Origin of the sequence: Williamsia muralis NBRC 105860, from assembly GCF_001598915.1 — a bacterium.
GTDB lineage: Bacteria > Actinomycetota > Actinomycetes > Mycobacteriales > Mycobacteriaceae > Williamsia > Williamsia muralis.
Window position 1 is genome coordinate 896215 of record NZ_BDAP01000001.1, and the last position, 13084, is coordinate 909298.

The window sequence follows — 13084 nt, forward strand, 5'->3', positions numbered from 1 at the left end:
CCCGACAACGATCGCCGACAGCGGTCACTCCGGAGCGCCAGGAGCCTTCGGGAGGGGATGGTCCAGGGAGTTGAAGTACTCGGCCGAGCCTCCGGCTGCGGTGATGCCGGCAATCGAGGACCACACCATCATCGTGAGGTAGTCGATCAGCTGTTCTTTGCCGAGCCGGTGCTCGACCATCCACCAATGCACTGCGAGCTGGATGGCCCCGACGAGGCTGTAGGCCCAGGTCTCGACACCACCGGTTTGCGAGCCCTGCTCCACGAGTCGGTTGATCATGACAAACGTGAGCATCTGGGCGATCAGCTTCTGGGAGTCCGCCACCACCTCCGAGCCCGATCCGCCCGACATCACAAACGAGTAGATCTGCGGTTCGTCGGCAACGGTCTGCACATAGACCGAGATGACCATCCGCGTCAGTTCGAACTCGCCGACGTCCTCGTTGATCGCACTGCCAAGGCGTGGCACCAGGACGGTCTCGATGAAACGCATCATCGCGGCAGTGGTGAGGTCGCTCTTGTCGGTGAAGTACCGGTAGAGAACGGTCTTGGAAACGCCTATCTCCTGGGCGATCTCGTCCATCCCGGCATCGGCGCCGAGGGTGCGTACCGCAGCCAGGGTGCCGTCTACCAGTTCACTGCGCCGGGCTTCTTTGTGACTTTCCCACCGGCGTTTGCGGCCGTCGGGTTTGGCGTCGTCGGCGCCCACCTGGTGGCGGATCGCCTGAGGCAACGCAACACCTTTGCTGGCCGCGACAGCGGCGGCAGCCACGGCCGCGCGGGCGGCGGCGGCCGGGTTGGGACGTGGTGACATCGGTGCGGAGTCGTTTCTGGTCGTGGGCGGTCGCGTCCAGCTTATGTTCCCTGGCACTGCGCAACACCCAAAGAGAGCCGAGTCACCTTCGCCGGCGCGATTCTGTGCCCCGACTTTGGGTAACACTGGATGAATGAATCCGACTCAAGCGACGCCGCCGGCCATCGACTCGGGTGGACGCCACCGGCTGCCCGGTGAGCTGCCGTCCGGTCGGCCTTCGTCCTCGCCGTCCGGTGAGGCCCCGAAACGGACCATCGCCGGGCTCAGCGGAGCCGACGCCGAACGCAAGGTCGCGCTTCGCCGGATGAAGATGGTGGCCACCGGGTTCCTGCTGTTCGCCGCTGCCGTCTACTTCTTCTGTCGCTGGATCGAGGATCGGGACGGCGACAACGTCGCTGCCTGGGTGGGTTACGTGCGCGCGGCGTCCGAGGCCGGAATGGTGGGCGCGCTCGCCGACTGGTTCGCGGTGACGGCGCTGTTCAAACACCCACTGGGGATTCCGATTCCGCACACAGCGTTGATCCGGAAGAAGAAGGACCAGATCGGCGAACAGCTCGGCGACTTCATCGAGGACAACTTCATGACCCCTGAGGTCATCGAAGACAAGGTGTCGCAACTGGCATTGCCCACCCGGGTCTCGTCGTGGCTCGCCGATCCGAAGAACGCACCCCGGGTGGGTGCCGAAGCGGCGCGGGGTATCGCTTTCGCTGCCGAGATGCTCGACGACGAGGACATCGAGCAGCTGATCATGGCGGGAATGCGCTGGGCCGCCGAACCTGAATGGGGACCGCCGGCCGGGCGGGTGCTCGAACAATTGATCGCGGAGAACCGGTTGGAGCCGGTGATCCAGATGGTCTGCGACCGGGCCCACGACTTCGCTCTGGGCAGCCAGGATCTGATCGACCGGGTGATCGACAAGGACGGGCCCGCGTGGGCCCCGAAGTTCGTGAACTCCCTGGTCGGTGATCGTCTCTACCGTGAGCTGGTCGAGTTCACCTTCAAGGTGAGGTCGGATCCGGATCATCAGGTGCGCCAGGCGATGACCGCGATGCTCGTCCAACTCGCGACCGACCTGCAGAACGATCCGGCGACCATCGCGAGACTCGAGGCGATCAAGACCGAGATGCTCGAACGCGACGAGGTCACCGGTGCGGCGTCGACCGCCTGGAATGCGGGCAAGGCACTCATCGAGCAGTTGCTGGCCGACCCCAACGGGACACTGCGGGCCACGCTGACCGATTCGATCATCCAGGTGGCCGTCCGCATCCGCGACGACGAGGTTCTGCAGAACAAGATGAACCAGTGGATGGTGCGCGTGGCACGGCACGTCTCGCAGAACTACTCGCAGGAGATCATCTCGGTGATCACCGAGACGGTCCGTGGTTGGGACGCCGACGACACGAGCAAGAAGATCGAGTTGCAGGTGGGTCGCGATCTGCAGTTCATCAGGATCAACGGCACCGTGGTGGGATCGCTGGCCGGCCTCACCATCTACACCGTGTCCGTGCTGCTCTTCCACTAGGCGGGTGAGACGGGACAGCAGGCCAGCGCACCTCTGACCAGCCAACCGCTGTGGCTTTCATCACGAATTAGCAGATTGCTTGCAATTGCTAGCAGACGTGGCAGTATGGGGAATCGAAGCCTGAAGGAGTAGCCGAATGGTTCCCACACCAGCTGAATCCGAGGACGAACCGGTGACGGCGGTTGTCGCGAACGCGGCACAGGACATTGCCCAGGACATCGGTGCCAACGTTGCCACCGCTGCCCAGGACATAGGCAGTTTCATCAGGTCTCAACGGATCGCCGCCGAGGTGTCATTGCGTCAGCTCGCCGAGCGCGCGGGGGTGAGCAATCCGTACCTCAGTCAAATCGAACGAGGGTTGCGCAAACCTTCTGCAGACGTACTGGCCCAGATCGCAAAGGGGCTGCGTGTGTCTGCCGAAGTGCTGTACGTGCGGGCCGGAATCTTGGAAGAGCGGCCCGCGAGTCCGATGCGCGACGCGCTGATGGCCGACACCGCCATCAGTGAACGCCAGAAACAAGTGTTGCTCGAGATCTACGAGTCCTTCTGTAAAGAGAACCGGGCTGCGAGCGAAAGCGACACGGACACAACACAATCAGCACCAACCTCAGATACCGGAGACAACACATGACCAAGTCAGACCGCAATCTCGCCAACCCGATCTACGCCGCTGTCGGCGCCGGAGACCTCGCCCTCAAGCAGGTCAACGAAGTGATCGCCCAGCTGCGCGAGCGCACCGAAACCGCCACCGAGCAGGCACAGGCGCGTTTCGAAGAGACCCGCACCACCGCGCAGAGCCGCATCGAGGAAACCCGCGAGCGCATCACGGCGCTGCCGGAAGAGGTTCCCTCGACCGTGGAAGAGCTGCGCACCAAGTTCACCCCTGAAGAGCTGCGCAAGGTCGCCGAGGCCTACATCGAGGTCGCGACCGGCATCTACAACTCGCTCGCCGAGCGCGGCGAAGAGACCGTCGAGCGCCTGCGCACCACTCCTGCTGTGGGAGAACAGATCTCGCGCGCCGAGAAGGTCTACAACGACGCGGTCGACCTGACCGAGGACACCCTCGGCACCATCTCCTCGCAGACTCGGGCCGTCGGCCAGCGCGCCGCCAAGCTCGCGGGTCGCGCCTCGGCCAACATCGAAGAGGCCATCGAGGAAGCCACCGACGAGGCGACCGACAAGATCAACGGCACCGCAGGCAAGGTCGAGATCAAGGCTCGCGCCTCGAAGAACTCGCCGGCCAAGAAGCTGGCCGAGGCCAAGGCTCCCGCCAAGAAGGCCCCGGCGAAGGCCGCCGCCACCCCTGCCACCGCAGCGAAGGCGCCCGCCAAGAAGGCTGCTCCGGCCAAGAAGGCTCCGGCCAAGAAGGCCACCTCCTAAAGACTCGGTCCCGAGTTTCCCGCCGCCGTTTCTCCGGCGCGGCCGCCATCACGGCGAACCGGACAGTAGGCTGCCACCGTGAACGTACTTTCCTTCATGGGTTACGCGCAGAGCCTCGTCTTGTTGCTGCTGACAGTGGTCGCCGGAGTTGCGGCGGCGGTGTCGTTGGTGCATGCCGCCCTCCAGCGGCCAGATGCCTTTCCGGCGGTCGACCGGCAGTCGAAAGTCATCTGGGTGAGCATCTTGGCGGCCGCCACGGCGTTCATCTGGCTGTTCGGCGCGATCTTCTTCATCAGCATCCTGGGCATCGTCGCGGTCATCGTCTACATCGTCGACGTGCGGCCCCGGGTCGACTCCATTCAGAACCAGTCCTGGTTCCGCAAACGATGACAACATTGATTGACGAATAACCTTGACAATGGGCGGTGTCGTATAGGACTGTGGTCCTAAGCACACATCGTCCTTTGGAAGGGAGTCCGCGATGACAATGACTGTCGAACCCGCGTCCAGACTCGACCGCGTGCACGACCGGCAGGACATCGCCAAGAGGTTGTTGAAGTCGGCCGCACGCAAGTCCTATGACCCGCTCATCGAGGTCGATTGGGATGCCGAAGTGGTCCCCGGTCTCTACGGCATGACCCCGGAGTGGTGCAGCCTCTACGGCACGGACCTGTGGGACCGGATGACCGAAGATCAGCGCATCACCCTCACCAACCACGAGGCCGCCAGCATCAGCGCCACGGGTATCTGGTTCGAGCTCATCCTCATGCAGATGCTCATCCGCGACGCCTACCGCCAGGACCCGGCGAGCCCGCACTTCCAGTTCGCGCTCACCGAGATCGCCGATGAGTGCCGCCACTCGACCATGTTCGCCAAGGCGGCAGAGGTCTTCGGTATCCCCAACTACGAGCGGCCCCGGTGGGTCAACTTCCTCTCGCGGCCCTTCAAGGCGCTGGCGTCGGGATCCCTGGCCTTCGGTGGCACCCTTGCCGCCGAGGAGATCCTCGACATGATGCAACGCGATTTCATGAAAGACGATCGCGTACAACCGGTCACACGCACGGTGAGCAAGATCCACGTGCTCGAGGAAGCCCGTCACATCCGCTTCGCCCGCGAAGAAACGGTGCGCATCGCGGCCGAGATGACCCCCATGCGTCGTCGCATGACCCAGCTCTCGCTGGCCGTCACCGTGTACCTGGTGATGTACAGCCTGGTGAACCCGAAGGTCTACGAGGCCGCGGGCCTCGACAAGCGCGAGGCCAAGCGGGCTGCGCGCAACAATGTGCACTACCGCGACCGCACCAGGGACGGCTTTGCCAAGACCATCCGCTTCCTCGACGAGTGCGGTTTGATCGGTGGCCCCGGCAAACTGCTGCTCAAGCGGGCCGCAATCATCTGACGACAACCGGCGATACCGGCCCGCCTCCGCCGTCAAGCACCACGACCCGACCTAGAATGAGCGGATGGCTGAATACCGGATCAACGAACTCGCGGATGTCTCCGGCGTCAGCGTTCGCAACATCAGGGTCTATCAGGACCGTGGGTTGTTGCCGCCGCCAAAGATAAAGGGGCGCACGGGCTGGTACTCGGCCGAACATCTGAGCCGGCTCAAGGTGATCTCGCAGATGCTCGAGCGCGGGTACACCTTTGCCACGATCAGCGAATTGTTGATGGCTGCCCGGTATGGGCTGAAGGTGGAACACGTCCTCGAGGGGGAGCCCAAACGCGGTAGCCGGTGGAAGAACTTCCGTCGGATGGCCACCATCACGATCTCCGAACTCCGCAAAGGGCTCGGGGCCACCGACAGCAACATTGCGCTCGGCCAGCGTCTCGGACTGCTGGTCAAAGAGGGTGCGGGTTACGCCGTGACCAACCCCGAGGTGCTGGCCGGCGCCGAGGTCCTGGTGAAGGCGGGCATCGATCTGGACGTTTTGCTCACGCGATGGGAGCGGGTCCAGCAGGATCTGCAGGACATCGCGGCAAGCTTCGTCTCGATCGTCACCGACAAGTACTTCGAGGACGGGTCGCCGCTCGAGCTCGAGGAGAGCGAAGTGATCCGGCTGGCCGAGCTCGTGCACACCGTGCGGCCCATGGCGCACGAGATCGTCGAGGTCGCGTTCAGCAAGGCGATGGACACCGAGATCTCCAAGGCGCTCGATCGCGGTGCCGAACTGATGATGGCAACAGATGATGAGAAGGCCGGCGTCCAGGCGGAGTCCGGCTCCACATAGAGATGGGTAGATCGGACAGATGAACACACGATCAGTGGCTGTCGGCGGTGCCGCGGTAGGAGCAGGAGTGATCGCGGCCGGTGCGGCGATCACCGGCACTTTCCTCGGATCGATCGTGCGAGAGGCCCTGAAGGCACCTGACCCGATCGAAGACGAGCCCGACCCGCTGCTCGCCACGCCGGCGCAGGACCCCGAGCACACCGAGGTGATCGCCGCTGACGGCACCCCGATCAACGTCGTCGCGTACGGTCCACCCGACGGAGAGCTGATGGTGCTGGTCCATGGCTGGACCTGCAACACCAAGTACTGGTATCCCCAGATCAACACCTTCTCCGACCGATTCCGCGTGATCGCGTACGACCAGCGCGGGCACGGCGAATCGCCTCGTGGCAAGACAAAGCTCAGTACCGATCTACTCGGTCAGGATCTCCAGTCCGTCCTCACCTCCGTGGTGCCCGCGGGGCGCAAGGCATTGATCGCCGGACACAGCATGGGCGGGATGACCATCCTGTCCTGGGCGCAGCAGTTCCCCGACACCGTCTCGGACGTGGCGCGTGCGGTGGTACTCACCTCGACGTGTTCCAACCATCTGCTGCCCAACCTCGGCCTGATCCCGCTCGATCTCCCGAAAGCGCTCTCGCCGATGGAGTACCTGACGGGTCGGCTCGTCGCCGGTGCCACGATCCATCTGCCGCGGACGCAGATGTCGCGCAAGGTGACCCAGTACATCGCGCTGAACACCACGTCGCGCAAATCCCATGTCGACTTCTGTGACGACATGGTGGCCTCGTGCCCAGGCCGCTCCCGCGGGAAATGGGGAAACGCGATGGTGGACCTGAACGTGTCCGCCGGACTCGACGCCCTGGTGGTGCCCACGGTCGTTGTGGTCGGCTGCGACGACAAGCTCACTCCGCCGGTGCATTCGGAGCAGATGGCCAAGGTGCTACAGAGCCACGGCCACCTCGAAGAGCTGGTGATGTGGCCGGGCATCGGGCACATGAGCAGTATCGAGAACTCCGACGGGTACAACAAACTGCTCACCGATCTGCTGCAACGCACCGCCTGATGGCCACCCGCGGTCAGGCGGTCCTGCACGAGCCCCGACAACCGGTGGAACACCGGACCGTCGACAGGCCGGCAGGCGCCTCGATCGCGATCAGCAGTTACGGTCCCGCCAACGCTCCGGTGGTGGTGCTCGTCCACGGCTTCGCCGTCAACTCCAAATATTGGTATCCGCAGGTGAACGGGCTCGCAGACCGCTACCGGGTGGTCATCTACGACCAGCGTGGCCACGGGCGTTCGGCCCTCGGGTCCGACCCCACCGTGAACGACCATCTCGGCCAAGACCTGGACGCTGTCCTGCGCGCGGTGGTACCCGACGGTGAGAGAGCGGTGATCGTCGGGCACAGCATGGGCGGCATGTCGGTCATGAGCTGGGCTGCCCAGTTCCCCGCGAGCGTCCGAACGTACGCGCGGGCGATCATGCTCGCCGGGACCGCGGCCACGGCGCCGGTCACCAAAGCCGCCATGCGCTTCGGGGATCCGGCCACCCTCGCACGCCGGGCCGAATACGAGTTCGCCTGGCTCGCATTTCGGGCGATCCACTGGCCTGGAGGTGACCTGATGATGCGATCCGGTATGACGGCCGCCGGAGCGTTGTTTCCCGGGATCAGTCGCCCGCAGCTCAAGTTCCTCGACTCACTCTTACGTGAGACTGACTGGCGCACAAGGGCAAAGGTCGGCAGATCGCTGGAAGATCTGCACGTCGAGCGCGGGTTGGCGAACATGCCGGTGCCCGTCGCCGTGGTGGTGGGGGACCGGGACAGGCTGACCCCGCCCAGGCTGGCCGATCCGGTGGCCAATGCCCTGCGCTACACGGGCTCGCTCGAACGATTCGAAACCTGGCGCGGCGCAACGCATCTACTCAATTGGGAGCAGCCGGAGCGATTCAATCGGACGATCGAGGAGCTCTTCTCCGCCACGCCACGACCACGTTAGTCGGGGAACCCGTCGAGCACTGCCCGGGACCCGGACAGGCCGAGCCGGGTGGCGCCGGCTGCGATCAGCTCGGCAGCGAACTCGGCGGTACGGATGCCTCCGCTGGCCTTGACACCCACCCCGGGGCCGACGGCAGCGGCCATGAGGCGTACCGCCTCGACACTCGCACCTCCGGCAGGATGAAAACCGGTGGAGGTCTTCACCATTGACGCCCCACCCCGGACCGCGGCCTGGCACACCGCCGTGACGGTGTCGGGGCCGGCGAGCGACAACAGTGCTGCGGACTCGATGATGACCTTCAGTGTGATCGACGCACCGATTCCCTCGCGGACGGTGAGGACATCGGCGAAGATCTCGTCGAACCTGCCGTCCACGGCAGCGCCGACGTCGATCACCATGTCGATCTCCTGCGCGCCGGAGTCAACCGCGAGCCGCGCTTCGGCCGCTTTGACCAACGAATGATGCTTGCCGGAGGGGAATCCGGCGACCACACAGCTCCGCTGGGCGCCGGTGTCGATGGGCAGCATCGACGGTGAGAGGCAGACGGCGAGCACACCCAGATCGGCGGCTTCGGCGACCGTTGCCTCGGCATCGGCACGGGTGGCCTCGGGTTTGAGAAGTGTGTGATCCACCATCGCGGCGACCACACGCCGGGTGAGACTCGAACCGGTCGGGGCAGGCAAGGTATCGGACATGAACCGAGCTTGGCACACTGGTTGGTTGTGACCACACTCTCGCCGGTCGAATCCGCCGGCCACCGCTATGTGCTGACTCTCGGCTGCCCCGACACCACGGGCATCGTTGCCCGGATCTCGGGATTCTTGGCCGAGATCGGCGGCTGGATCGTGGAGGCGGCCTACCACTCCGATCCCGACAACGGCTGGTTCTTCACCCGCCAGGCTGTGCGCGCCGACTCGGTGCAGATGGATGTCGACGAGCTGCGGGCACGGTTCGAGTCCGAGGTGGTCGCCGGGCTGGGCCCGGAAACCGAATGGCGCGTTAGCGATTCGGCCGTGCCGAAGAAGACCGTGCTGCTGGTGAGCAAAGAAGGCCACTGCCTCGGCGATCTCCTGGGCCGCTCCTACCGAGGCGAGCTGCCCGCCGAGATCAACGCGGTCATCGGCAACCACCGGACGCTCGAGGACTTCACCGCGCGTATGGGCGTGCCGTTCCACCACGTTCCGTTCGGCGAGGACAAGGCCGCGGCCTTCGAGGAACTACGCGAACTCGTCGACGTCCACAACCCCGACGCGGTGGTGCTGGCGCGGTTCATGCAGATCCTGCCCGAGGAGTTGTGTGATCACTGGGCGCGCAAAGCACTCAACATCCACCACAGCTTCCTCCCGTCCTTTGTCGGGGCGCGGCCCTACCACCAGGCGTTCACCCGCGGGGTGAAGCTGATCGGGGCCACCTGCCACTACGTCACCAGCGAGCTGGACGCGGGTCCCATCATCGAACAGGACGTGATCCGCATCGACCACTCCGACTCGGTGGCCGACATGGTGCGCCAGGGCCGCGACATCGAGAAGCTGGTGCTCGCACGCGGGCTCCGCTGGCATCTCGAGGACCGCGTGCTGGTGCACGGACGAAAGACCGTGGTCTTCAGCTGATCCCTCGCGGGTTCAGCCGGGCCCGGTTCAGCCGACCGGCACTCAGACGACGCTGCAGGTGTCGCTCTCGCTGTTGTTGCTCGACTCGCTGCTCTGCGGGAGGGCGACGTCGGTTCCGGAGAACGCGAACTCGACTCCACGATCGGTGACCTTGAGCTGGTCGAAGCTCACCTGATCGAACATCGGCGGGAACAGGCCGGCACTGACCTGGTCGACCAGAAGCTGCGCCCAGGAGGTCGGGATGCCGAACGATGCCGCGCTGGCGTCGACGACCTCGAACGTCAGCTTGCCGTCCTTGGTGATCGGCTTGAGCTCCGCCTCGGCGGGCAGCGAGAACATCAGCAGCTGGAAGTTGCCGCCGATCGTGATGGTGCCCGCAGCTTCGTTTCCGGTGACCTTGTCCACCTTCAGCCCGCCGCCCATGGCCGACAGGAGACCACCGAGACCGCCGGAGCCCGGGTCGGACGTGTTCGGGTCCGTGGTGGTCGCCGGGTCCTGGGTCTGCTGGCTGAGCTCCATGATCCGGCTGAAGGGGACGTAGCCGTTGCCCTGTAGTTCGCCGACGGTGGCGTCTTTGTCGCCGCTGCTGATGTCGTCTGCGCGAGCATGCAGCTTCATGGCCGAGTCGCCCTCGTCGCTGGTGTCGACCTGGACGTACGGGATCTCTCCCGACATCCACTGCATCAACATCGGCTTTTTGCTGAGCGACACCGAGGTCGGTGCGCCGGTGAGTTCGCCGAAGGACTGTTCGAGGCAGTCCTTGGACTTGCTTCGCAGGTACAGCTCGCTGCCGACCCCGAGGATCACCAGCAGCAGCACCAGGCTGAGCGACACCATTCCGACGATCAAGCCACGCCTGCGCTTTGGTCGCTGGGGCGTGACGCCGCCGTCATCGGGCCCGCCTGGACCGTAGGGAGGTCCGGCCGGTGGGATCGGGGGCTCTCCGGGTCCGTCATACGGCGCGAAACCGTCCGGCGGCACCTCGAGCTGAGTGGTGTCGTGGCGACCTTGCGACCACGCCGTGTCGGGCTGCTGGCCGGCCGCGACCGGCGCGAACTTGTCGGTGGGCGGGTTCGGATCATCCTGTGCATTGTCGGGCACGCCGTGCGTGCCTGCAGCATCAGTACCGGTTCCGTGACCTGGATCGGCCTGTGGGTTATGGCCGGAATCGGGTCGGGGCGTCTGGGGTGTGTCGGCGAGATCGTTTCCCTCGGCTCGGTCGGCGGCATTGGGGGAGGGCTGCCCGGCCTGGGTCGATTCGGCGTCGTCGCGTTGATTCATCACGTCGATAATGCATGGTCAGAGGGCCAAACGGGGTAAGAGTTCGCTAAGTATCGCAATGCCGCAGGTCATGGCATGGAAATGGCACGGTGATCATTCGATGGGACGGCGGTTCGCCAGCACCGCGATCGAGGCACGCGCACGGTCGACTTCGGTGAAGTCGAGGTCGATGACGGCCAACTCGGGGTCGTCGCCCAGTTCGGTGTGCACGTTCCCGAAGGGGCCCACCACAACGGAGTGTCCGATTCCGGTCGGCGCCGACGACCCCGCGACATCGGGGTCGTCGGGTACGGCCTGCCCCAGCGCGACCACAAAACAACCGCTGTCGAGGGCGCGGGCAGCGGCCAGGGTGCGCCACTGTTCGAGCTTGCCGTCACCCGCACCCCAGGACGCCGGCACCACGATCAGTTGGGCACCACGATCGGCGAGCGCGGTGAACAACGCGGGGAAGCGGATGTCGTAACAGGTCGCGACACCGACCGCTGTCTCGTCGATGTCGAAGGTGACCACATCGTCACCGGCCTGTACCGTCCGCGATTCCTTGAAACCGAACGCGTCGTAGAGGTGGATCTTCTCGTAGCCGATGAGGTCGCCGTCCGGGTCGGCGATCACCAGCGTGTTCCGCACCCGGCCCTCGTCACCGGGGGTGAACATGCCGGCCACCACGGTGATCCCGTGGTCCCGTGCGACATCGCCGACCCCGCGCCCCCACGGGCCGTCCAGTGGTTCGGCCACCGGACCCAGCGGAACTCCGAAACGGCACATGGTGGCCTCGGGGAAGATCACCAGTTCGGCGCCGGCGTCCGCGGCCGCGGCGCTCTGCTCGGCCACCAGGGCCAGATTCGCGGACGGGTCGGTGCCGCTGGTGATCTGGGCCAGGGCGATACGCATGCGACCTACCCTACGACCGCCCGATGCCGGTCGCGGACGACGGGGTGAGGGCACGGTAGGCGGGTGGGCTAGGTGGCGGGGGCGACGACATCCCAGGGGACCGTGACGACATTGTCGCGATGACGACGGCGATCGGGCAGGGGGTCGATCCCGTTGTCGGACAGCAACTCCAGGGTGCGACGCCAGCGCTGGCGAGGACCGAACGGGGCCATCGGAGCGGCAACATCCCAGCATCGGTCGAGAACGGTGAGCAGATGATGGATCCGCTCGCCGGGGACGTTGCGATGGATCAGAGCCTTGGGCAGGCGCTCGGCGAGATCGGACGGCCGGTCGCTGTGCGCCGGGTCCCAGGACAGGGTGAACGTCAACGGCCTCGTGTTGTCCAGCAGAATCCAGCAACACCGCCTGCCGAGTTCGTCGCACGTTCCCTCGACGATGTATCCGCCGGGTGCGAGCCCCCGCTGCATCCTCGACCAGGCCGCAGCGACCTCTGATTCGTCGTATTGCCGCAATACGTTGAAGACCCGCACGAGATGGGGTCGCAGCCCGGCGAGTTCGAATCCGCCGACCGCGAATCGAACGCCGTCCCGGGCCGGGACCACCCGTCCGGGGTCGATCTCGAGACCGACGAGTTGGGTGCCCGCGACGACGGTGCGCAGTCGGGCTGCGAGTTCGAGAGCGGTGTCGGGACGTGCGCCGTAGCCGAGATCGACTGCCAGGGGACTGTCGGCCGAGGCCAGGGCCTCGATGATCAGGTCGTGATGGACAATCCAGCGGTCCACCCGCCGCAGCCGGTTGATCCCGGTGGTGCCCCTGGTGATGGCGCCGTCGGGTTTGGGGCTAGAGGTTGGCGTCGATCCATCCCGACGTGAATTCCGCTTCGCCGCGGAAGAGGTCCACCAGGTTCACCAGCATGAGCTGCTCGAGTTTGCCGTTGATGAACGGGATGTAGACCTTGACCTCGGTGGTCTTGCGGATGGTGCTGCCGGTGTCGGTGGGGAACAGTTCCTGCCAGCCCGTCAGGCTGCCGGGCCCGGCGGGGATCGAGGCGTCGTAGGTGCCCTTGGTGTTCTCCGGGTCGAACGGACCGAGGAACTCCTTGCGGGTGATGATCATGTCTTTTTTCATCACGGTCTGGGCGATCGCCGGGAGTTCGCTGCGGGGAAGGACCTGCTTGAGGACCAGATCCACACCGTTGTCGTCCACCGTGAGGGACTCGATGTCGGATTGTGGCGTCAGCTTGCGGAACTCTTCCATCTGCGCGTCCCAGAACTCCCGGGAGGAGAGCGCCTCGTACACCGTTTTTGCAGGGTGGTGGTACCGGGCGGAGTAGGAGAGACGTCGTGCCATGAGGGAGA

Annotated in this window: 15 protein-coding genes; 9 read left to right on the plus strand and 6 right to left on the minus strand. The window is 65.2% G+C overall.

Annotated elements, in window-relative coordinates; genetic code table 11:
* Positions 1–24: 24 nt before the first annotated feature.
* Positions 25–813, minus strand: coding sequence for a TetR/AcrR family transcriptional regulator (locus tag WIMU1_RS04355; protein ID WP_081907030.1), 789 nt, complete (start codon positions 811–813; stop codon positions 25–27).
* A 304-nt stretch (positions 814–1117) separates the two neighbouring features.
* Here WIMU1_RS04355 and WIMU1_RS04360 point away from each other — a divergent pair, with 304 nt between their 5' ends.
* From WIMU1_RS04360 to WIMU1_RS04395, 8 genes are all read left to right on the plus strand, one after another.
* Positions 1118–2335, plus strand: a complete 1218-nt coding sequence (locus WIMU1_RS04360; protein ID WP_062795849.1) for a DUF445 domain-containing protein — start codon at positions 1118–1120, stop codon at positions 2333–2335.
* Between the two features lie 136 nt (positions 2336–2471).
* Entirely contained in the window at positions 2472–2966 is a 495-nt protein-coding gene (locus WIMU1_RS04365; protein WP_023957498.1) for a helix-turn-helix domain-containing protein, read from the plus strand.
* The gene (locus WIMU1_RS04370; protein ID WP_062795256.1) at positions 2963–3715 is read left to right on the plus strand and encodes a hypothetical protein; all 753 of its coding nucleotides are present in this window, start codon (positions 2963–2965) and stop codon (positions 3713–3715) included. The genes WIMU1_RS04365 and WIMU1_RS04370 overlap by 4 nt, the downstream gene beginning before the upstream one ends.
* 96 nt (positions 3716–3811) lie before the next feature.
* On the plus strand, positions 3812–4105 hold the full coding sequence (locus WIMU1_RS04375) for a DUF2516 family protein (RefSeq protein WP_062795257.1): 294 nt from the start codon (positions 3812–3814) through the stop codon (positions 4103–4105).
* A 91-nt stretch (positions 4106–4196) separates the two neighbouring features.
* The gene (locus WIMU1_RS04380) at positions 4197–5114 is read left to right on the plus strand and encodes an AurF N-oxygenase family protein (RefSeq protein ID WP_062795258.1); all 918 of its coding nucleotides are present in this window, start codon (positions 4197–4199) and stop codon (positions 5112–5114) included.
* 64 nt (positions 5115–5178) lie between these two features.
* Complete coding sequence (locus WIMU1_RS04385) at positions 5179–5946, plus strand: MerR family transcriptional regulator (protein ID WP_062795259.1); 768 nt, start codon at positions 5179–5181, stop codon at positions 5944–5946.
* Between the two features lie 19 nt (positions 5947–5965).
* Complete coding sequence (locus tag WIMU1_RS04390) at positions 5966–7012, plus strand: alpha/beta fold hydrolase (protein WP_062795260.1); 1047 nt, start codon at positions 5966–5968, stop codon at positions 7010–7012.
* Positions 7012–7944: an alpha/beta fold hydrolase gene (locus WIMU1_RS04395; RefSeq protein WP_062795261.1), complete on the plus strand. Its 933-nt coding sequence runs from the start codon at positions 7012–7014 to the stop codon at positions 7942–7944. Before WIMU1_RS04390 ends, WIMU1_RS04395 begins: the two co-directional genes overlap by 1 nt.
* Here the strand turns inward: WIMU1_RS04395 and deoC are convergent.
* On the minus strand, positions 7941–8639 hold the full coding sequence (deoC, locus tag WIMU1_RS04400; RefSeq protein ID WP_030173474.1) for a deoxyribose-phosphate aldolase: 699 nt from the start codon (positions 8637–8639) through the stop codon (positions 7941–7943). The two genes, WIMU1_RS04395 and deoC, sit on opposite strands and share 4 nt — an antisense overlap.
* Before the next feature lie 27 nt (positions 8640–8666).
* Between deoC and purU the strand changes: the two genes are divergently transcribed.
* Positions 8667–9554: a formyltetrahydrofolate deformylase gene (gene purU / locus WIMU1_RS04405; RefSeq protein ID WP_062795262.1), complete on the plus strand. Its 888-nt coding sequence runs from the start codon at positions 8667–8669 to the stop codon at positions 9552–9554.
* Positions 9555–9596: 42 nt separating this feature from the next.
* On the opposite strand, the gene WIMU1_RS04410 is transcribed toward purU, so the two are convergent.
* The 4 genes from WIMU1_RS04410 to WIMU1_RS04425 form a co-directional block, all read right to left on the minus strand.
* Positions 9597–10835, minus strand: coding sequence for an LmeA family phospholipid-binding protein (locus WIMU1_RS04410; RefSeq protein WP_062795263.1), 1239 nt, complete (start codon positions 10833–10835; stop codon positions 9597–9599).
* Between the two features lie 93 nt (positions 10836–10928).
* On the minus strand, positions 10929–11726 hold the full coding sequence (locus WIMU1_RS04415) for a carbon-nitrogen hydrolase family protein (protein ID WP_062795264.1): 798 nt from the start codon (positions 11724–11726) through the stop codon (positions 10929–10931).
* A 68-nt stretch (positions 11727–11794) separates the two neighbouring features.
* Positions 11795–12517, minus strand: a complete 723-nt coding sequence (locus WIMU1_RS04420) for a class I SAM-dependent methyltransferase (RefSeq protein ID WP_235189510.1) — start codon at positions 12515–12517, stop codon at positions 11795–11797.
* 49 nt (positions 12518–12566) lie between these two features.
* Positions 12567–13076 (minus strand): DUF2505 domain-containing protein, encoded by a 510-nt coding sequence (locus WIMU1_RS04425; protein ID WP_062795265.1) that lies wholly within the window; start codon positions 13074–13076, stop codon positions 12567–12569.
* Between the last annotated feature and the right edge of the window lie 8 nt (positions 13077–13084).

Excerpts from the sequence above, each read along its gene's own strand:
- WIMU1_RS04395 (WP_062795261.1), top strand. The coding sequence starts at position 7,012 with ATGGCCACCCGCGGTCAGGCGGTCCTGCACGAGCCCCGACAACCGGTG.
- WIMU1_RS04370 (WP_062795256.1), top strand. The coding sequence starts at position 2,963 with ATGACCAAGTCAGACCGCAATCTCGCCAACCCGATCTACGCCGCTGTC.
- WIMU1_RS04365 (WP_023957498.1), top strand. The coding sequence starts at position 2,472 with ATGGTTCCCACACCAGCTGAATCCGAGGACGAACCGGTGACGGCGGTT.
- WIMU1_RS04425 (WP_062795265.1), bottom strand. The coding sequence starts at position 13,076 with ATGGCACGACGTCTCTCCTACTCCGCCCGGTACCACCACCCTGCAAAA.
- WIMU1_RS04375 (WP_062795257.1), top strand. The coding sequence starts at position 3,812 with ATGGGTTACGCGCAGAGCCTCGTCTTGTTGCTGCTGACAGTGGTCGCC.
- WIMU1_RS04415 (WP_062795264.1), bottom strand. The coding sequence starts at position 11,726 with ATGCGTATCGCCCTGGCCCAGATCACCAGCGGCACCGACCCGTCCGCG.
- WIMU1_RS04380 (WP_062795258.1), top strand. The coding sequence starts at position 4,197 with ATGACAATGACTGTCGAACCCGCGTCCAGACTCGACCGCGTGCACGAC.
- WIMU1_RS04410 (WP_062795263.1), bottom strand. The coding sequence starts at position 10,835 with ATGAATCAACGCGACGACGCCGAATCGACCCAGGCCGGGCAGCCCTCC.
- WIMU1_RS04360 (WP_062795849.1), top strand. The coding sequence starts at position 1,118 with ATGAAGATGGTGGCCACCGGGTTCCTGCTGTTCGCCGCTGCCGTCTAC.
- WIMU1_RS04385 (WP_062795259.1), top strand. The coding sequence starts at position 5,179 with ATGGCTGAATACCGGATCAACGAACTCGCGGATGTCTCCGGCGTCAGC.
- WIMU1_RS04390 (WP_062795260.1), top strand. The coding sequence starts at position 5,966 with ATGAACACACGATCAGTGGCTGTCGGCGGTGCCGCGGTAGGAGCAGGA.
- deoC (WP_030173474.1), bottom strand. The coding sequence starts at position 8,639 with ATGTCCGATACCTTGCCTGCCCCGACCGGTTCGAGTCTCACCCGGCGT.
- WIMU1_RS04355 (WP_081907030.1), bottom strand. The coding sequence starts at position 813 with ATGTCACCACGTCCCAACCCGGCCGCCGCCGCCCGCGCGGCCGTGGCT.